This window comes from Rivularia sp. UHCC 0363, assembly GCF_034931125.1.
Lineage (GTDB): Bacteria > Cyanobacteriota > Cyanobacteriia > Cyanobacteriales > Nostocaceae > Rivularia.
The window spans coordinates 1-19,897 of sequence record NZ_JAYGHM010000050.1; the positions used below are offsets into that span (position 1 = coordinate 1).

Below are 19,897 nucleotides of genomic sequence, written 5' to 3' on the forward strand. Positions count from 1 at the left end.
TAAGTATTTAATAAAACTCGATAGATCGCGTACACTGAATCCGCTTCCTGCTTTATCATATTTTTTAATGGAGATTTGGAAACGCACTATCAACAAATAATTTAGACTTCAGTTTCTATATATTCTTTTCAATCTGATGTTCAGATTGGTTTTTGATAATACAGTCCTTATATCACTACTATTTCACTTTCGTAAATTTACCTACGATAATCGAATAGCATAACTATCACTCAGAATTAGACCTACTCTCGCGCATCTATGCTTCTGTGAACATCTCGCGCATAGTACGCTTTAAGAAAGCTGGCAATCTCCCCGTTGTTCTGCCGCAAGCCCTCAAAGAAGAAATAGACCTCGCCTTGGATGCCGTTTTTGCGGTTGTAGTCAATGGCACGCTGGAGCTGAGTCGCATCGTTTTCGGTGCTGCCAGCCTTGATCACGATGCCTGGAAAGATGCGGTCGAGCTGGCTGGGATACTGCTGCACCAGCTTGTCAAGCTCGCGGGCATAGCTGCTGAAGTCGGCGCGGTAGATCTGGGGATGCAGCGTATCGACCAGCCCACCTTTCATCCAGCTTTGGACATCTTGCAGGTAGTAGTCCAAGGCCCAGGGTGAGAGATTGGGAGCCATAGAGAGCAGCAGATCAGGATTGATCGCTTTGACTGTACTCCGCAGCCTTGCCAAAAAATCGGTCAGCTTGGCGGCCCGAAAGTCGCGCCACTGAATCCAGGCAGGGTGACTCGGCGGCTGATCGGGCCGCTTGATCCAGCCCAGTCGGTGAGACAGCCGGGGCGGAGCCTGCGCGTACTGGGCGGTAAACTGGGTGATGGTTGCGGCATCATAGCCGCCGTTAAAGGGCGTAGCGGGCAGCCGATCATCGCCCTGAAAGCCCGCCACCGGATACTGCAAAACTTCGCAGATCAGGCTAATCAAAAAATTCTGCACTTCGGGGTCAAAGGCATTCATCCAGACCAGCGGATGGCCGCTGCGATTTACCAGCAGATGGCCCGCTTGATCCAGCCCGCCCCACTGCGGCTTATGGCTGAGAATATGGCCGCCGCTGAGATCTGCAGAGCAGGCAAAGCCATATTCAAACCAGGGAATGACGCTGAGGCCGACTGCGCTGGCTGCTTCTAGCATCTCCTGGAGCGGATCGCGGCTGCCGTAGAGCGGATCAATCCCGTACTCAGCCCCAAACTGCCGCTGCATCTCGGCGCTTTTGTACAGCGTCCAGCCCTTGTTCCAGACCACCGGATAGACCGTGTTGAAGCCGCTCTCGGCCAGCAGATGCATCGCCCGCTGGATGCGCTCCCGCGACCGCAACACCTTGCTGGCTACGTTCGTCAGCCAGACCCCCCGGACGGCCATTGCCAAGTTTTCCAAGCTCCTCTGAGTCAGGTCACTTCAGGGTCAGCTACTTCAGGTTGACCACCCGCGCAATCAGGGCCAGCACGTCGGTACGGCTCAGCTTCTCTCGGCCGTCAGCCAGCGCTTCTAGGGTGCCATGTGCCAGCGTCAGCGGAATGCGGCAGAATGTGAGGGCGGGGCCATCCGGTAGCGCCTGCGTGTAGGCATCGGCCAGGGCCAGATTGCGGCGGGCATAGGCCGTCATTTGGGCGGTATTCCAGCCTGTGGGAAAAAACGTGACGCCGCGCTGCCGATCTTCTGAATGGTTGCGCAGAATATTCACGGCCTGCAGCCCGCGCCCAAATCCAATCGCCTCCGTGCGGTTGGTGGTTGTGCCGTCATACCAGGCCCAGAGATCCGAGAGCAGCAGACCCACCGCTCCCGCGACGCCAAAGGTATAGCGGTCGAGATCGGCCTCGCTCTGCACCTGCCAGTTAACTTCAGCCCAGAGAGCCATCCGATCAGACATGGCGGCAGTCGCGTCCCAGATGCGGGGAGCAATGCCTTCGGGAGCCAGGATAGCCCATTCGCGCAGTCTGAGGGTGACTTCCGGCAAAACAGTGTGGGCTGCTCCAAAGCCGGTGGCAAAGGCATCTAGATCAAAGCCATTCACCCCAGACTGGAGCGTCTGGCTAATAGAGCGCAAGAGCTGGGCTTTGGTGGAGCCGCTGAGTTCGGCGTGATCTTCAATTTCGTCAATCGCTCGCATACAGAGATAGGCCGAAGCCACAGCTTCCTGGAGGCCGGACGGTAGCTGGCTGATGGGAATATAAAACGTGCGGCTGGTTTCTTTGAGAATTTCTAGGGCATCTCGACGCAGATCCATCTGTCTCTCCTAATGTACTCCTCACAACGTAAGCTGAGCCAGCCTGCAATTCTTCCGAAGCTGGATTGGCTTCAGCTTACGTGACAAGATACCCTCTTGTTCTGAGCCTGTCCATAGCTGGCCTAGAAGCTAAGCAAAACCGGCAGCAGCAGGTAGGTTTCGACCCGGTTTTAGCCCAACTCCAGCAGGTTTCTTCTCATCTGATGCTGATAATGGCAGACTGGTATTGTAAAAAGGATAAATCCAGCTTTTCAGCGCCCTACCGGCTCCTGATCTGCCCTAACCTGCGTTCCAACCTGCGCCCCAACTGCCATGAAGCCCAAATTCATTCTCCAAGCCGCTCTATTTACTGCTGTTTCAGCTCTGGGATGGCTGCTGCCGCTAGCTCAGGTGCGAGCCGATGAGCCAGGGCCTGCCGATGAGTCGGTGCCGGCTGATGAATTATCGCCCGTCAACTCACCCAGCGGCCAGGTGATTCCGTTTGCCTGCTACAACCGAGCGGGCAACCTGGTTTTTGTGACGGTCAACCCGCAGGATACGCTGGGCTGGGATCTGGGCTGCCGCGAGGTGCAATATACCAGCTCCGACGTTGATTCACCGCCAATCGACTACTTCCAGTGCTTTAACGTGAACGGCAACACGGTTCTGATCACGGTCGATGCTAAAGTCGCCAGAGATTTTGATCTATACTGCCGGCGGGTGGGAACGCGGCTCAGCAATCCCGTGGCGGTGCGTCCAACTTTCTATGAGTGCTTTACCGCGACCGGCGATCTGGCCTTTACCACGAGCTACCCTCAAGATACCTTTGGCTGGAAGCCGGGCTGCCGCGAATTGCAGTATCAGGCTGGATTTGTGGCCGAGCAGTCAGTCTTGCCCAGCAGCAGCTACGAATGCCTGGATACCAGCGGCAATGTGGCCTTTATTACTACCAATCAGCAGGAGGCCCGCCGCTGGCGGATTGGCTGCCGTGAGGTGAGGCTCTAGCAGCTGCTAGCAAGCCAGAGATTCGGGCCCAGAAAATACTAGAAAATTAGAAAATAAAAATAAAGGACGGCTTCGACCTATTGTGGCTGAATCGCCGTCCTCAGCTGATTGCAGACTAGGATCCAAAAATTGAATCGAAGCTTGCTCCAGAGTAGGCAGTTTGCCCCAGCAACCTGGTATCGCAAACTACAAAATTTCAGAATTCATGAGCTAACTACATTTCAAGATGCTGCTTTTGCATGATGCGGCTAGATCTCTTCCTCCGCCTCACCGCCCACCACCACCTCCCGAATCCGCAGGCTGGGGCCGCCGCAGCCCACCGCGAGGCCATTCTGTCCGCCCTTGCCGCAGCCGCCCGACTCATCCCAGTAGAAGTCATCTCCAATCGCCTCAATGTCGGCCAGCGTGCTAAATACATTGCCGGATAGGTTAACATCCCGCACGGGTTCGGCAATTTGGCCGTCGCGGATCATCCAGGCTTCACCCGCCGCAAAGGTAAACATCTCGCCGTTGGTCATGCCGCCTATCCAGTTGCGGGCATAGACGCCTTCTTCAATGCCGGAAAACAGGTCGGCTACGGGCGTCTGACCGCGCTCAATCCAGGTGTTGGTCATGCGCACCACGGGCGGGTAGTGGTAGTTGAGGCAGCGAGCGTTGCCTGTGACGGCTTCGCCCAGCTTGCCGGCAGTCTCGCGAGAATGCAGCCGTCCCACCAGCACGCCGTCTTGAATTAGCTGGGTGGTTGTGGCCGGCACGCCCTCGTCGTCATAAAAATAGCTGCCCCGATGTCCAGCCGGCGCGGCCCCATCAAAAATCTGCAGCTCTGGTGAGCCAAACCGCCGCCCCAGCGTCATCACCTCCATCAAGTCAGGATTCTCGTAGATCATATCGGCCTCCGAGAGATGGCCGAACGCCTCATGCACAAACAGCCCGGTCAAAATTGGGTCAATCACCACCGTGTAGGTATTGCCTTTGACAGCAGGCAGCGACAGGGCGTTGACGGCCCGCTGAGCCGCAAATCGCACCTGCTCGTCTAGCTGGGTCAGATCTTCGTAAGCTTTGCGAGAGCCGGTGGTTTCGCGGCCGGTCTGCACGGTTTCGCCATTGCGGGCGGTGGCGGCAAATCGCATCTCCACGTCAATCCAGGACTGCTCAATCAGCGTACCGTCAGAGGTGGCCAGCACCACCCGCTGATTGCTGTCGCCGTAGCGCACGGATGTCGTGGCGATCCGGTCATCGACGCTGCGCAGAATTTCGCCGTAGCGGCTGCAGAGCGCTTTTTTCTGCACCAGCGGAATCTGGCGCGGATCGGTGCCCAGCAGCGGCAGTTGACAGATCGCCTGGATCGGCTCAACCGGGGCCAAGATCGTTTCCTCATCGCCCACCAGCCGCGCTGCCGCGATTGCCGTCTCGATTTGTTCTGCTAAACTGGCCAGCCGGTTGAAGCTGGCAAAGCCCCAGCCGCCCTTGTAGCAAGCCCGCACCTGCCCGCCCACTGACAGCCCTTCGCTCAGGGTTTCGATTCTGTCGCCGCGCAGCAAAATATCGGTGCCTTCAGCTTCTTCCAGCCGAATTGCCAGATAGTCTACCTGCGAGCGGTAGCGGGCAATCAGATCGGCCAGTAAATTTTGAGTATCAGCGAGCGGAGTCGGCATGTTGAAGAGGTCTCTGCGAAGATTTGAGGGTTACTTGAGGGTTGAGTTTGAGGGTTGAGTTTGAGGATTGACAGGTATCTTAAATTTACAGCTAATCTGATAGAGCGCATCTTTTGTAACCCGTCTTGTAGAGTAACCATGCCGGATCTCTGTCGCTACAAACAGCATAGCGCCCTGCGTCACCTGATTGGGCTACCGCTGCTGGCAGTTTGGCTCAGCCTTGGCTCCGCAGCTCTGGCCGTTGACCGCGCCACGCTGGAGCTATTGACCGCGCCGCTTGAGCCAGCTCTGTTTCTGCCAGATGTACCGCTAGATCCGAGGATCGGCACGCCTGATCAAATTTCTCAAACTGGCCTGACGCCGCCCAGCCTCTGGTGGAAGCGCGACCAGTTTGACAGCAATTTGCTCACCTACTGGCTGTCCTATCCAACCGAGGCCGACAATCCGGGGCGGGTTGATCTGATCGTGGATCAGCAGGTCTGGGGCGGCTACAACTACCTGCAGCGCTATACGTTCATGAATCGGTTTGGCACGACGGCCAGCGACTTTGGCTACAACATGCGCGTGTTTAATCTGCAGGGTGAGCTGTTGGGAGCCTACATCTGTCAGTTTGGCAATCAGATTGACAATCCATTTGATCTGCGCTCTGACAGTCCATTTCAACCAGAGCCGGACTGCAATGTTTTTCTTAATCCCTACGGCAGGGGCGCATTTCGGGGCAGCGTTACTGGCGCATTTTGACCCAGAGACGGCGATAGGATTCGGCATCGCTGAGCGGCAGCAAAAACTCGCTGCGATCAATCACCTCTGGCGGCGGCAGCAACACCGTCCGCTGCTGCAGAGCGTTAGAAAGCTGGGCTCGATTAGCCAAAATCACGGGAGAAGCCGCACTGCTGAGCAGCGAAATCTGAGCGGCAATGTCCGGCTGCCAGCAGAATTCTAGCCACTGGGTGAGGCTGGGGTTAAGGCTGGGATTGAGGCTGACAGAGGTACCTGCCTGGTTCTCTGCCGCCTGATTTTCTACCGCCTGGGCTGCTGGGCGCACCCAGAGATCGGCACTCAGCAGGCTGCCGCTGGCGGGCGCTACTGCCGCAATGCGCCGATCCCGGTCGGCCAGCGGCAGCACTTCGCTAGACCAGCCGACCGCCAACCAGCTATCGCCGAGCAGCAGCGGCTGCAGATAGTCTGTGGAGCTATAAAACTTGACCTGCTGCTGGAGCTGCTCTAGCTCGGCGGCCAGCGTGGGAGCCTGATCTAAATTACTCAGATTGGCGGACTGGCCCAGCTTTTTGAGCGTCAGGCCAAGGGTGGCTCTGGCGCTGTCTGGCAGCGAAATCTGCCGCCGCAGTTCGGGTCGCCACAGGTCTGCCCAGTCGGTGGGCTGCCAGCCGAGCCGCTCAAACCGCTCGACGTTATAGGCGATTACCAAACTGCTCCAGCGATAGGGCGCGCCCCAGATTTCCCCGGTTGGGCTGAGCTGTCCCTGGCGGTCGCGGCGCACGAGCTGCTGCATGGCGGTGGGCAGCTGCTGCCAGCCGCTCAGCGTTTCGAGGGGCAGGGGCTGAATCAAATTCTGCTGGATGGCGGCGGCTAGCCAGTAGTCGCCCAGCAGGGTCAGATCATCAACTGGCAAGGGCCGATCGGTCCCTGGAAGCTGAATCCTAGCAGGAGCCGGCGGATTTTTCCAGGTTTGTAGCAGCTTAAACAGATCGGCGAGCTGCGGACTGACGACAAACCTAACGGCCTCTAGGCCGGCTGCCGCATCTGCTGCATCTGCTCTCTCGACCTGTAGACGGCGCTGAAACTCCTGCAAAATCTGCGCTGGCACAGACTGGGCCAAAACCCGCACCCGCAGACCCTGATCGGAGGCGCGGCATCCCCCCAGGAGCTGATTCAGGCCAAACAGCCCTGCTGCTAGGAGGAGCGATCGTCGGTTTAACATAAAATTCTCGACTACAATCTTCGGGATAGGCGATTTGATGGCGCAGAACCAGCCAGAGGAGGGAGGAATGAAGATCATCTACAGCCCCGCGACAGACGTAATGCGAATTATATTTCGCGATGTGCCGGTTGATGACTACAACGAAGAGCAGCCGGGCATCAAAATGGACTATGACCTAGATGATCAGCTGGTGGCGATCGAAATTCACAAAGCCTCGACCTTGATGGATGATCCGCGAGTGCTTGATCATCAGATTTTGCCATCAGATTTTGGAAGCTGAGGCATCTGGCGAGGCATCCAGCGTCAAAACGGGCTCAGCCGACTCCTGCGCGTTGCTCTCTAGAATTTCTGGCACTTCTGGTACTTCTGGCATCTCTGGCTCATGGCTGCCGTTGAGCTGGGCTTCTCTTTCAAATACCAGATGATGATCCACCAGATCGATCCGAACGGTATCTCCCTCGCTGAAGGTGTTTTCCAGAATTTTGGTAGCTAGCGGATTCTCAACTTCTTTCTGGATGGCGCGCTTCAGTGGCCGCGCCCCATAGACCGGATCGTAGCCGACATCAGCAATGTAGTTTTGGGCGGCGGCGGTGATCTCCAGGTTAATCTTCTGATCCGTCAGCAGGCGACGCACTCGCTGGAGCTGGATGCCAACAATCTGGCGCAGCTCTTTGAGGCTGAGCGGATGGAAGAGGATAATATCGTCAACCCGATTTAGAAATTCGGGCCGGAAATGGCCGCGCAGGGCTGTCATTACCCGACGCTGCATCTCTTCGTACTGGTTATCATCTCCGGCTACGTCCAGAATATATTCACTGCCAATATTGCTGGTCATCACCACGACCGTATTACGGCAGTCCGCCATGCGCCCCTGGGAGTCGGTAATCCGGCCATCGTCCAGCAATTGCAGCAGAATATTGAATACGTCGGGATGGGCTTTTTCCACCTCATCCAGCAGCAGCACCGAGTAGGGATGACGCCGAATGGCTTCAGAGAGCTGACCGCCCTCTTCGTAGCCGACATAGCCAGGCGGAGCCCCCACCAGCCGCGCCACCGAGTTTTTCTCCATATATTCGGACATATCCAGCCGCACCATTGCATCGTCTGAGTCAAACAGGCTTTGGGCCAAAGCGCGGGCTAGCTCGGTTTTACCCACCCCGGTTGGGCCGAGAAACATAAACGACCCGATGGGCCGACCCAGATCTTTCATGCCGGCCCGCGCCCGGCGGATGGCGGCTGAAACGGCCTCGACCGCCTCCTGCTGCCCAATCACCCGCTGATGCAGGTAGCTTTCGAGCTGTAGCAGCTTCTGGCGCTCAGATTCCATCAGCCGGTTGACCGGGATGCCCGTCCATTTGGCGACGATTTCGGCAATGTCAGCTTCGGTCACCTGCTCGCGCAGCAGCGTTTCGCCCCGCTTCTGGATCTCGACTAGGCTGGCTTCTTTGGCTTCGAGATCGCGGTGCACGGCCTCTAAGCGGCCATATTTGAGCTGAGCGGCAGTGTTCAGGTCGTAGTCGCGCTCGGCTTTGTCGATCTGGCGGCGCAGCAGCTCCTCTTCCTGGCGCAGGCTGTTGAGCTGGTCGATCAGCGCTTTTTCGGACTCCCACTGCGAGCTGAGCCGGGTTTGCTCTTGCTGCAGCTCGGCGATTTCTTGGGCAATTTTTTCCAGTCGATCCTGCGAGCTGCGGTAGGTGCGAATCACCATCGCCGACTGGCCTTCGCCCTCAATCGACAGCTTTTCCATCTCTAGCTGGATCAGGCGGCGGTCGATGGTTTCGAGTTCGACCGGCTTGGAGGTGATCTCCATTTTGAGCTGCGCGGCGGCTTCGTCCACCAGATCAATCGCCTTGTCTGGCAAAAACCGGTCGCTGATGTAGCGGTCAGAGAGCGTCGCGGCGGCCACCAGCGCTGAGTCGGCAATCTTGACGTTGTGGTGCACCTCATAGCGCTCTTTGAGGCCGCGCAAAATCGAAATCGTATCCTCCACGTTGGGCTGATCGACATAGACCTGCTGGAAGCGGCGCTCCAAGGCCGCATCTTTTTCGATATATTTGCGGTATTCATCCAGCGTCGTGGCCCCAATGCAGCGCAGTTCGCCGCGTGAGAGCATCGGCTTGAGCAGGTTGCCCGCGTCCATCGTGCCCGACGAGGCACCGGCTCCCACCACCGTATGCAGCTCGTCGATGAACAGCACCACCTGTCCTTCGGAGCTAGTGACTTCGCGCAGCACCGCCCGCAGCCGATCTTCAAACTCACCCCGGTATTTGGCCCCGGCAATCAGCGATCCCATATCGAGGCTGATCAGGCGGCGGTCTTTCAGCGATTCGGGCACGTCGCCGTTAATAATCCGCTGCGCCAAGCCCTCGGCAATCGCCGTTTTGCCGACGCCCGGCTCGCCAATCAGCACTGGATTATTTTTCATGCGGCGCGAGAGCACCTGCACCACCCGCCGGATTTCTTCGTCGCGGCCAATCACCGGGTCGAGCTTGCCCTGCCGCGCTGCTTCAGTCAGGTCGCGGCCATATTTTTCCAGCGCTTGATAGCTGGTTTCGGGGTTTTGATCTTTGACCTTCTGGCTGCCGCGCACGGCCTTGACGGCGGCCTCTAGCTTGCGGGCATCCACCTCAAAACTGCGGTAGATCCGGCGTCCGGCCCGGTCGTCTTCGGCCAGTGCCATCAGCAGATGCTCGACTGAAATAAAGTCGTCGCTCAGAGACTGGCGGGCTGTTTCCGCCCGATCGAGCAGCGTATCGAGACCTTGCCCCAAATAGAGCTGGCTGCCAGAACCACTGCGCGGCTGCCGCTGGGCAAAGGTTTCGAGCTGCTGCTTAAATTTGGCGGGGCTGATTCCGGCCTTGGTGAGAATGCTGGGGGCGGCGCCTTCCTGCTCTAGCAGCGCCAAGATGACATGCTCAACCTCTAGCTGCTGGTGCTGATACTGGCGGGCCACATCCTGGGATTTGACAACTGCTTCCCAGGCTTTTTCGGTGAACTTGCTAGGGTCGGTGGGCTGCATGGTGAAATAATCGTGAGATAAACAGAATAAATCGCTTGATTTCTAGCGGCTTTGGCGACTTTAGTATAGCAACCCTGCTCGAATGCCGATGAGCCGCCGGAAGCTGATTGGATGGCCTAGCAGCGGCTCATCGCCTCACCTGCCTGCCTGCATTCTTTGCCTCCGCAGATGCTAGTCAATGCTCTCTTCGGGCAGCTCAAACGGCTTGGCGCGGATGATGGGCGCTCGCGAGTCTGGTTCTTCGGGCTGGAGCACTTCGGGTTGAATCACTTCAGGCTGAATCACTTTAGGTTCTTCGGGCTGGAGCACCTCTGGCTGGAGTACCTCTGGCTGAATCACTTCGGGCTGCATTGCTTCAGGGAGCTGCACGCGCTCTGGCTCAGGTACAGCTAGCTGGCGCAGGTCGGGCATGGCTAGCGGCTCTGACTGAGAGGCCAGCTCTTTTTGAGTCTCTTTGATCGAGATGGGCAGCGCAATCGGCTGTTCGATCCAGCAGCTCGCGGTGGGCAGCGTTTCTTCGAGATCTTCTAGCGGGCGAGGAATCACCATCACCGAATGCAGCTCGCCAATTCGGTCAGCCTCATGCATGCCCGCCTCTACCGCCACCGTCACGTCTGAGATCCGGCCTCGAATCACAGCGGTGCAGAGCCCGTCGCCCACAATTTCGTAGCCGGAAAGATAGACCTCGGCGGCTTTGAGCATCGCGTCGGCAGCGCCCACCATGGCCGGAAAACCGCGCGTTTCTAGCAGCCCCACCGCCTGATTGCTCAGACGACTGTAGCCTTGCTCTGCGGCCATTTGAGCCAGCCGGTCGCTAATCGGCAGCACCGCCTCTAGGTTGGCGAGCGGTCTGGGGATCACGGCGCTGGAGACGAGTTGACCAATGCGTTCAGCAAAATCGATACCGGCATCAATCGCCAGCCGCACATCTGAAATGCCGCCGCGCACCACTGCCGTACAGTAGCCGCTGCCCGTTTTTTCGTAGCCCACCAGCCGCACCGAGGAGGCTTTTAGCATATTGTCAGCCACCCCAATAATCGCCGGAAAACTGCGGGTTGAGACCAGGCCGAGGGCGCTTTCGCTATCGATGGGCAGACGAGATGAGGTCATGGCGGATGGCGTCAGTGGAGTTCCACTTGGAGTTCCACTGGGTAGCGAATGGGGCTACGGCGGATTGGGCGGACTAGAATCATCGGTCGGCTTTTGGAGCAGCTGCCGATGCGGAAACATCGCAATCATAATGCGTTCAACATAGGCTTGACCATAAACCTGCGCCGGAGGTTTGGCAATTGGGGCGGGAAGATGGGTCGAATTCTGCGCTGTTTCTAAAGGCGGTGTGGCAGGCGGTGCGGCAGGCGGTGTGGCAGGCTTAGCTCCATTGCTGCTGAACCCGCTCCTGAATCCGCTGATAAAGCCCGTTTTAAAGTCGGGAGCCGGTTCAGGCAGTGGATCAGTCGCCCAAGGATCAGCAGCTAGATCAGCCTCAGCCGGGGGGACAGCCGGAGCGCTAGCTTCCAGCACAACCCGCCGTCCGATATCGCCCATCAGCGAGTTGGGCGGCAAAATTTCACCGGCAGCAATCGAGCAGTTCCAGACGGTGCTGCAGGCGCCAATGCAGGCATCTGGGCCAATTTGCCCCCGTCCCAGCAGCAGCACAGCTCGCCCCAGCGTCGTTCCCAGCTCAACCGTCAGGTTACCCCCGCAGGCATGCAGCACGGCACCCTGGCCAATGCAGACGCCGGCAGCAATCGTGAGGCAGCAGCCCGGATCGGCTTGCAGCAAAACATCGGACGCAATCGCTGCGCTAGGATGCACCACTACATCTCCACTGATGTAGATCTGGCCGCTGAGGGCTAATTCTAAAGACGGCGATTGCATAGCATCTGCAGAACCTGTCCCAGACTAGGGGCGCTGCACCATCACCTCAGAAACTCGACGCTTGGTTTTGGTATCGACGCCGATCAGCCGCACATATTCACCGCTATGCTCGGCCACGCAGGTTTCGATTGCGGCCAGCACGTCGCTGTCGCGGCTAGACTGAATCGAGGCACAGCTCGTCCAGGAGTTGATCCGAAACCGTCGGCTGTCTGCATATTCGGCAGCCACGCGATAGCCCTGAGCCAAGAGCTGCCGGACTTCGGTGACAACTTCAGGGCTGAGCTTGCCGGCAGTTTGGCCGGCATGACCTGCTCCATGACCTCCTGCATAGCCTCCCACTGCCGGACTGCCGCCGGTGCTGCCTGTGTATAGCGGCGGGCTGGGCTGATAGTTACTGGGCTGATAGCCTGATTTGGCTTGGCTGCCGCTACCGTTAGTGGCAGGAGCCTGACCTGCGCCGTTCGATTCTCCCGGACGCTGCACGATCATCTCTGAGATCCGGCGCTTGGCTTTGGGATCGATGCCGAAGACGCGCACATATTCACCGCTATGCTCGCTCAAACAGGATTCGAGGGCGGCAATTGCTTCGGCGGGGCGGCTGGTCTGGATGGGCGAGCAGCTATGCCAGGAGCTGATCCGAAAGTGGCGATTGTCCGCATGTTCGGTGCCAATCTTAAAGCCCTGATTAATAAACTGATGCACTTTCTCGATTACTTCTGGGCTGAGCTTGGAGGAACCGCTGGGGCTGCTGGAATAAGAGCTGGCGTAGCTGCTAGAGCTGTAGCTGCTGTGGCCGCCCGACGAGCTGTAGGCTGGAGCCGGAGCCGGAGCGCTGCGAACGCCGCTGCCGTCAGGCCGCTGGATCACGAGTTCTAGCACCCGGCGCTTCACTCTTGGATCAACGCCAATCAGCCTCACATAGTCGCCCTGATGCTCGGATAGACAGGTTTCGATGGCATTCAGCACTTCTGCATCGCGCGTCGAGTGAATTGGCGCACTCGTCCAGGAACTGGTCTGAAATCGGCGCTTATCGGCATATTCGGCACCAACAACCATGCCTTGGGAAAGCAGCTGGCGAACCTGATCAACAATTTCTGGCGCTAGGCGAGTGTTTTGCATGGGACTAGAGGTAGTGGAATGAACAGAATATTGTGAAGGACTGGCTGAGGCCGATCCCTGTGAGCCGCTGTAGCTGCGTTCGAGCTGCTGCCGGATTGGAGCCTGCGTGATTTGCTCGGCGCTATGCGCTCCCGACCGGAAAGCGGTGTTAACGCCCATCAGATGTTGGGCAAAGCGCCGATCTGCTTCCTGCACGTCGGGCAGGCGGTCAGCCTGCTGCTGGCTGGTAATAATTGCCCCAGAAGGTACGAATTTGCCAGCAGGGATTTCGACATCCTGAATCAGCGCATGCATCATCACAATGCAGTGGTCGCCAATTCGAGCGTTAAAAATCGTTGAGCGAAAGCCGATAAAGCAGTGGCTGCCGATATAGGCTGGGCCTTGAATCAGCGCCATATGCGTAATGGAGCTGCCCTCGCCAATCCAGACCGAGTAGGGATTTTGATCTGCCCCCACCACGCGCCCTTGCTCGAGGCTATGAATAATCACGCCATCTTGCACCTGACTGCCTGAGCCAATGTGAAAGGCGCCGCCCTGATCGGCGCGGATCGAAGCTCCGGGGCCAATTAAGGCATGCTCACCCACGCTGACATTCCCAGTCAGATTTGAGAAAGAATGCACGTGAGCTGTTGACGCAATCTGGGGCTGCGCCAACTGAGCAGCTTTCCCGGACGATGAAGCAGATGTTGAAGCAGAAGCGCTTGCCATAGGATGATCTTTTGCTTTGAAACAGCAGCGTAGCGAACCTGTAACCGAAACTCTGTGCTAGCGCCCGATTCAGCCTGCACTAGACGAACTAAGCCATCTGGTGCAGTTGAGCTGCATACTAGTAACTAGATCTAGATTCTAGATATAGCTGCCTCTATAGCTCAGCTCTAGCAAGCCTCAGCAGCCCTAGCGATCTTGGTCTCGCTTGCTGTACAGCCGCAGGTTTTCGACGCTAACTGTGTCAATGATGCCGACGATTAGCGCATCAATTGGGCGCGATTCGTTGCCCTGAATCTGGCGAGCCGCGCTGCCACGACTCACCAGCACCCATTCGTCGATTCCCGCCCCGACGCTGTCAGCCGCCACCTCATATCGCGACAGCGGCTGACCCTCAGAGTCCAGAAACTGCACCAGCAGGAACTTCACGCCCGTCAGACTACGCTCTTTTTGCGTGCTGACCACCGTGCCGCAGACCTTGGCAATTTGCATGAGCCTTTACCCAATCGGGGGGCTCACTAGGAGCGGCTGATCGGGCGGATACCGCTGACGCTCTCCCGGAAGGCTTCGACGGCCTCGGTATAGCGGATGGGCAGCACATACTCCAGGTTCTCGTGCGGACGCGCGATGATGTGAGTGGAGAGCACTTCACCCCCGTTGACGCGCTTCACGTTTTCAATTCCGGCTGCGATCGAAGCCTGGACTTCCGAGACATCGCCCCGCACAATCACCGTGACGCGACCGCTGCCAATTTTTTCATAGCCCACCAGCGTGACGCGGGCGGCCTTCACCATCGCATCTGCTGCCTCCACCACCGCAGGAAAGCCCCGCGTTTCAATCATTCCAACAGCAATCGGCATTTAAGATCTCTCCAATATCCCCAATATTCAACGAGCAGCTGTAAACCTCACAAAACCGGAGCGGGGCCCATTTTTGACGGAAACCCCAGTCTAATTTTTAAGCGTTCCAGACCTTCCAAACCTAACAATACAGGTCAGCGTAGACGCATAGCAACATAACTTTGGATAATTGTTTTTATGTGAAACATAATCCTGGCTTATGCTTTTCTGCCCTCAAGTCGCTTCTACCTGACTTTTATCTGTCCCTTTCACCTGTCTGCCAACAGCACTTAACAGCAGCATTGAAAATAGAGCCGTGATGCGCTTTTTCTGGGCATACTGCAAAACCATCTAACTGCTGTCAAAGCTGGCTATCTAGAAGCTGTCTGGAAGCTGCCCGAAAACAGCTTAGGATCTAATTAACTGCATTATGTAACCGCATTATGTAACCGCATCACGTCGGCTAGACGCGCTGTTCAATCTTCGCCTCACTCGCTCAACTCAATCCGTAATATAGGTATGGATTATACCATTCCCCTGTCTGCCTTTATATTGCAGATTGCTGCTGAAGTTAAATGAATTTTAAAGCTACTAAAGATAAAAAATTTATTAAAACGATACGAGAAGAAGCCTTGATTCACAGGGTGCTAATATTTAGCAATTGAAGGCTGTACAGGCATCATCACAGGAAACGCAGGATTGATGAATCAGCTCCTTTACCAGACTAGCTGGTGGGTTCCAATCTATGGCCTGGGGGGAGCCGTGCTCACTCTCCCCTGGTCGGTTGGCTGGGTGAGACAGACAGGGCCCAGACCTGCGGCCTACATCAATATTTTGATGACGGTGCTGGCGCTGCTCCACACGGGGCTCTTGCTCTGGGCGATTTGGGATATGCCACCTGAGCGACTGCTGATTCCCTGGCTGAGCCTGCCGGGGTTTGATCTCTGGCTCACATTTTTGACCTCGCGGATCAGCGTCGGGGCGGCCTTTGTGATTACTCTGCTGAGCCTGCTGGCGCAGGTATTCGCTTTGGGCTATCTGGAGAAAGACTGGGCGCTGGCTCGCTTCTATGCGCTGATGGGTTTCTTTGAGGCGGCGATGACGGGGCTGGCGCTGAGCGATTCGCTGTTTCTCAGCTATGCCCTACTCGAGATGCTGACGCTTTCCACCTATTTGCTGGTGGGCTTCTGGTACGCCCAGCCGCTGGTGGTGGGGGCGGCGCGCGACGCTTTTTTAACCAAGCGAGTCGGCGATCTGCTCCTGCTGATGGGCGTGGTGGCGCTCTCCAATCTGGCTGGCAGCCTCGACTTCACCCATCTGGCGCTCTGGGCCGAACAGGTGCAGCTCAACCCGCTCACGGCCAACCTGCTGGGCATCGCGCTGCTGGCTGGGCCAACCGGAAAATGCGCTCAGTTCCCGCTCAATCTCTGGCTCGATGAAGCGATGGAAGGGCCGAATCCAGCCTCAATTCTGCGCAATTCGGTGGTGGTAGCCTGCGGGGCCTATGTGCTGATTCGGCTGCAGCCCGTGCTGGCTCTCTCGCCGCTGGCGCTAGAAATTCTGCTGATTTTGGGAGCGCTGACGGCGATTGGCGCTTCGCTGGTTGCCATTGCCCAAATTGACATCAAGCGCGCCCTCTGCCACTCCACGAGCGCCTATCTGGGCCTGGTATTTTTGGCGGTGGGGACGCAGCAGGACGGGCTGGCGCTGATGATGCTGTTGACGCATGCTGTTGCCAAGGCGCTGCTGTTTATGAGTCTGGGTTCGGTGATTTTGACCAGCAGCACGCAAGATTTAACCGAAATGGGCGGTCTGGGCTCGCGGATGCCGGCTACCGTGGTGGCCTATGTGGTCGGCGCGGCTTCGATGCTGGGGCTGCTGCCGCTGGGCTGCTTTTGGGCGATGCTGGCCTGGGGCGAAACGGTTTGGGCCAGCTCTCCCTGGCTCGTCGGCGTTTTGCTGGCCGTGAATGGCCTGACTGCTTTTAACCTGGTGCGGGTGTTTGGCCTGGTGTTTGGCGGTCAGACTCAGCCCAAGACCAGACGCGCGCCTGAAGTGGGCTGGCTGATGGCGGTGCCGATGGTTTCGCTCACGATCGTGGCGCTGCTGCTGCCGCTGCTGCTGCGTCAGTGGCAAATTTTACCGAGCTGGCAGCAGTTTAACCCGACGCTGCTGCTGCTGCTGCTGGCGGCGGCGGGGCTAGGGGCGGGGCTGGGAAGCTGGCTCTACCTCAACCCGCGCATTCCAAAACCTGTGAATCTGGTCTGGCCGTCGGTGCGCGAGGGCTTAGCCTATGATTTTCGGATTGGCCAGCTCTATCAGATCAGCGTGGTGCAGGCTGTGGTGCAGAGCGCCAGACTGGCCGCCTGGTTTGACCGCTATGTGGTAGATGGACTGGTGAACTTTGTGGGCGTGGCCTCCATTTTTGGCGGTGAGAGCCTGAAGTATACGGTCTCAGGTCAGTCGCGCAACTATCTGCTGACGCTGTTTGTGGGGCTGCTGCTGGCGCTGGCGGCGATTGGCTGGAGCGATGGGAGCAGCTACCGGTAGCTGCAGGGCCGCTTGATTTTGATTTCACAAAGAAGGAGCCGCTGTATGCTGAGCGTTTTAATTTGGGCGCCGGTGCTGGGAGCGCTGTTGATTAGCAGTCTGCCGCAGGCGGTGGCGGTGGCGCGGGCCCGCCAGATTGCGCTCGGAACTGCCAGCCTGGTGCTCGTTTGGTCGCTCTATCTGGCCAGCCAGTTTGATCTGAGCAACCCTGGCATGCAGTTTGCCGAGGCGCTGCCCTGGATTGAAAGCCTGGGGCTGTCTTATCGGCTAGGAATGGACGGGCTCTCTCTGCCGCTGGTGCTGGTGAATAGCCTGCTGGTCTGGATTGCGCTATTTAGCAGCGACCCGCAGATTAGCCGCCCCAAGCTCTACTATGCGCTGATGCTAATTTTGGGCAGCGCCGTGGCCGCAGCCTTTCTGGCCCAAAATCTGCTGCTGTTTTTTCTGTTCTACGAGCTAGAGCTGCTGCCGCTCTATTTGATTATTGCCATCTGGGGCGGGGCGCGGCGCGGCTATGCGGCCACCAAGTTCTTGATCTACACGGCTTTTTCGGGCGTGCTGATTCTGGCCGCTTTCTTTGGCCTCTCAGTCCTAAGCGGCACCGCCAGCTTTGACTATGACCTGCTGCAGCAGCAGACCCTGCCCCTGACCGCACAGCTAGTGCTGCTCACCGCGCTGCTGATTGGCTTTGGCATCAAGATCCCAATTGTGCCGCTGCATACCTGGCTGCCGGATGCTCACGTGGAAGCGCCCACCCCGGCTTCGGTGCTGCTGGCTGGGGTGCTGCTGAAGCTGGGCACCTACGGGCTGCTGCGATTTGGGCTGGGGCTGTTTCCGGAAGCCTGGACGGTGATTGCGCCGGGGCTGGCTCTGCTGGCCGTGATCAGCGTTTTATACGGCTCGTTTGCGGCGATTGCCCAGACGGATATGAAAAAAATTGTGGCCTACAGCTCGGTGGGTCACATGGGCTATATTCTGCTGGCGGCAGCGGCAGCCACTCCGCTCAGCCTGCTGGGGGCAATTATGCAGATGGTGAGCCACGGCTTGATTTCGGCGCTGCTGTTTTTGGCTGTGGGCGTCGTCTATGCCAAGACTGGCACCCGCGATATCAACCAGCTGCGGGGGTTGCTCAATCCGGAGCGCGGCCTGCCCGTGATTGGCGGCCTGATGATTGCGGGGGCGATGGCCAGCGCTGGCATTCCAGGGATGATGGGCTTTATTGCCGAGTTTGTGGTCTATCGCAGCAGCTTTGAGGTTTTTCCGGTGCAGACGCTGCTGAGCATGATTGGCACAGGGCTAACGGCGGTTTATTTTCTAATTATGATTAACAAGGTGTTTTTTGGTCGCCTGCCCGAAACTCTGGCAAATCTGCCTCGCCTGCGCTGGCAGGATCGGCTGCCCGGCGTGATTGTGACGCTGCTGATTATCTGGCTGGGCATTCAGCCGAGCTGGATGACGCGCTGGAGTGAAGCGACCGCGACCGCAATGGTGCATGATCGGATAGAGCGTCTGGCGGCCCAGTTGCCGCCTGAGTCGCTGCCTGAGCTATTACCTCTGCCTTGAAGGCCCGACAGTCTCGGTTCGCTAATCTAACGGTTATCGTCCAGTTATTATTCAACAGTCACTCCTCATTCATTCCTCGATGCTGCCATGGTGCTCGCCACTCCTGCCTCAACCCACCCCCTCGCCGATATTTTGACTCGTCTGGAGCAGGGCGGTGCGCTGCTGCCGGAATCGCCCGAAAACCTGCTGGAAGTGGTGGGTATTCTTACAAGCTATGGCCATGTGCTAGATGCCTATCAGCGTAACCTCACCTATATTGCTGAGCATCAGTTTTTGGTGCTGTTTCCGTTCTTTAAATATTTCAACGGTGAGGTAACGCTGCAGAAACTGCTGAAGCACTGGTGGCATGATCGGCTCAACTACGAGTTTGCCGAATACTGCATGAGGGGAATGTTCTGGCATGGCGGTACGGCGCTGGATAGCTATCTCGATAGCCCTGAATTTCAGCAGCGGGTGGAGCAGGTTTTGGCGGCCAAGCTGCGCGGTAATCTGATGATGGAAGGCTTAAACCGGCTGTTTCCTGACTTTTTGCCAGAGCAGGTGCGGCTGCTGAGCTACCACAGCGCGCTGGGGCAGTTCTGGAACGTGATGAGTCAGATGTTTTTGGCGCTCTCAGATCGCTATGAGCGGCGCGAAATTAGCAGCATTAAAGATGTGGTGGATCATATCCGCAACGGGCTAGTTGCCGCCGCCGCTCAGCCGATTACCTATGCTGTGACGGTGGCCGGCCAGCCCTATGAAATCATCCCCAAATCTGCAGGGCTGCAGTTTTTGATGGATACAGCAGTGCCTTATGTTGAGGCGGTGTTTTTTCGCTCGTTTCCATTCTTTGGTACAGTCTCTTACAACGCTCAGGCGCATCAGATTTCGGCTGAGCAATCTGACTTCAACTATGGCGTACTCTACGCCGATCCGCTGCCGGTCGGCGGGGCCGGGATTCCACCTACGCTGCTGATGCAGGACATGCTGCAATATCTGCCAGACTATCTGCAGGAGCTTTATCTGCGCGGCCCGCGTAAGCGAGATGATCTGCGGGTAAAAATTTGCCTCAGCTTCCAAAAGTCGATGTTTTGCGTCACAACTGCCGCAATCCAGGGACTTGCTCCGCATCCGCTCGATACCGCTGACCCTGACCAACAGCAGACCAACCGCCGCTATCTAGAGCAGTGGCTCGACCGAATGATAGATTCGCGCCTGCTGTCGCTCAATTGAGCCATCAGGATAGACAGATGCTGCCAAGTAGACAGAAACGGTATCCGATTTGTTAACTAATCGATATTCACTATATTCTTATAGGCGTTTGCTTAATGCTCCAATCTTTATCATCATGAACTTTGAATGGAGGTAATTTCAGTTAACCTTTGATTCAGCTAATCTCTGATGCATCTGATCGGTAAGACTCGCAGAGTTGCGA

General features: G+C 57.3%; 14 protein-coding genes and 2 pseudogenes. 6 read left to right on the top strand and 10 right to left on the bottom strand.

The window, feature by feature from the left end:
• Positions 1 to 242: 242 nt before the first annotated feature.
• Together VB797_RS24070 and VB797_RS24075 are read right to left on the bottom strand one after the other, a co-directional pair.
• Positions 243 to 1,364, bottom strand: coding sequence for a glycoside hydrolase family 10 protein (locus VB797_RS24070; protein ID WP_323240274.1), 1,122 nt, complete (start codon positions 1,362 to 1,364; stop codon positions 243 to 245).
• Between the two features lie 46 nt (positions 1,365 to 1,410).
• Positions 1,411 to 2,229 (bottom strand): phytoene/squalene synthase family protein, encoded by an 819-nt coding sequence (locus VB797_RS24075; RefSeq protein WP_323240275.1) that lies wholly within the window; start codon positions 2,227 to 2,229, stop codon positions 1,411 to 1,413.
• Positions 2,230 to 2,541: 312 nt separating this feature from the next.
• On the opposite strand from VB797_RS24075, the gene VB797_RS24080 reads away from it, so the two are divergent.
• On the top strand, positions 2,542 to 3,213 hold the full coding sequence (locus VB797_RS24080; protein ID WP_323240276.1) for a hypothetical protein: 672 nt from the start codon (positions 2,542 to 2,544) through the stop codon (positions 3,211 to 3,213).
• Between the two features lie 248 nt (positions 3,214 to 3,461).
• Here the strand turns inward: VB797_RS24080 and VB797_RS24085 are convergent, their stop codons facing one another.
• Positions 3,462 to 4,868, bottom strand: a complete 1,407-nt coding sequence (locus tag VB797_RS24085) for a TldD/PmbA family protein (RefSeq protein ID WP_323240277.1) — start codon at positions 4,866 to 4,868, stop codon at positions 3,462 to 3,464.
• Between the two features lie 138 nt (positions 4,869 to 5,006).
• On the opposite strand from VB797_RS24085, the gene VB797_RS24090 reads away from it, so the two are divergent.
• The gene (locus VB797_RS24090; RefSeq protein ID WP_323240278.1) at positions 5,007 to 5,609 is read left to right on the top strand and encodes a hypothetical protein; all 603 of its coding nucleotides are present in this window, start codon (positions 5,007 to 5,009) and stop codon (positions 5,607 to 5,609) included.
• Here VB797_RS24090 and VB797_RS24095 read toward each other — a convergent pair.
• Positions 5,593 to 6,810, bottom strand: coding sequence for an extracellular solute-binding protein (locus VB797_RS24095; RefSeq protein ID WP_323240279.1), 1,218 nt, complete (start codon positions 6,808 to 6,810; stop codon positions 5,593 to 5,595). The two genes, VB797_RS24090 and VB797_RS24095, sit on opposite strands and share 17 nt — an antisense overlap.
• Positions 6,811 to 6,847: 37 nt before the next feature.
• Here VB797_RS24095 and VB797_RS24100 point away from each other — a divergent pair, with 37 nt between their 5' ends.
• The gene (locus VB797_RS24100; protein WP_323240280.1) at positions 6,848 to 7,090 is read left to right on the top strand and encodes a DUF2283 domain-containing protein; all 243 of its coding nucleotides are present in this window, start codon (positions 6,848 to 6,850) and stop codon (positions 7,088 to 7,090) included.
• A gap of 158 nt (positions 7,091 to 7,248) precedes the next feature.
• On the opposite strand, the pseudogene clpB reads toward VB797_RS24100, so the two are convergent.
• The 6 genes and pseudogenes from clpB to VB797_RS24130 form a co-directional block, all read right to left on the bottom strand.
• Positions 7,249 to 9,829 (bottom strand): annotated as a pseudogene (gene clpB / locus VB797_RS24105) (ATP-dependent chaperone ClpB); the annotation flags it as partial.
• 366 nt (positions 9,830 to 10,195) lie between these two features.
• Positions 10,196 to 10,939: pseudogene (locus VB797_RS24110) on the bottom strand (carbon dioxide-concentrating mechanism protein CcmK); the annotation flags it as partial.
• Positions 10,940 to 10,993: 54 nt separating this feature from the next.
• Positions 10,994 to 11,707 carry a hypothetical protein gene (locus tag VB797_RS24115; protein WP_323240282.1) on the bottom strand — a complete coding sequence of 238 codons (714 nt, stop codon included), beginning with the start codon at positions 11,705 to 11,707 and terminating at the stop codon, positions 10,994 to 10,996.
• Between the two features lie 24 nt (positions 11,708 to 11,731).
• Positions 11,732 to 13,534: a ribulose bisphosphate carboxylase small subunit gene (locus tag VB797_RS24120; protein ID WP_323240283.1), complete on the bottom strand. Its 1,803-nt coding sequence runs from the start codon at positions 13,532 to 13,534 to the stop codon at positions 11,732 to 11,734.
• Positions 13,535 to 13,720: 186 nt separating this feature from the next.
• A complete protein-coding gene (locus VB797_RS24125; protein WP_323240284.1) occupies positions 13,721 to 14,023 on the bottom strand; it encodes a EutN/CcmL family microcompartment protein in 303 nt (100 codons plus the stop codon).
• A gap of 26 nt (positions 14,024 to 14,049) precedes the next feature.
• Positions 14,050 to 14,391 carry a carbon dioxide-concentrating mechanism protein CcmK gene (locus VB797_RS24130; RefSeq protein ID WP_323240285.1) on the bottom strand — a complete coding sequence of 114 codons (342 nt, stop codon included), beginning with the start codon at positions 14,389 to 14,391 and terminating at the stop codon, positions 14,050 to 14,052.
• Positions 14,392 to 15,072: 681 nt separating this feature from the next.
• Here VB797_RS24130 and VB797_RS24135 point away from each other — a divergent pair.
• The 3 genes from VB797_RS24135 (at position 15,073) to VB797_RS24145 (ending at position 19,695) form a co-directional block, all read left to right on the top strand.
• Positions 15,073 to 16,920, top strand: a complete 1,848-nt coding sequence (locus VB797_RS24135; RefSeq protein ID WP_323240286.1) for an NAD(P)H-quinone oxidoreductase subunit F — start codon at positions 15,073 to 15,075, stop codon at positions 16,918 to 16,920.
• A gap of 45 nt (positions 16,921 to 16,965) precedes the next feature.
• The gene (locus VB797_RS24140) at positions 16,966 to 18,483 is read left to right on the top strand and encodes an NADH-quinone oxidoreductase subunit M (protein ID WP_323240287.1); all 1,518 of its coding nucleotides are present in this window, start codon (positions 16,966 to 16,968) and stop codon (positions 18,481 to 18,483) included.
• Between the two features lie 87 nt (positions 18,484 to 18,570).
• Positions 18,571 to 19,695: a CO2 hydration protein gene (locus tag VB797_RS24145; protein ID WP_323240288.1), complete on the top strand. Its 1,125-nt coding sequence runs from the start codon at positions 18,571 to 18,573 to the stop codon at positions 19,693 to 19,695.
• Positions 19,696 to 19,897: the final 202 nt, after the last annotated feature.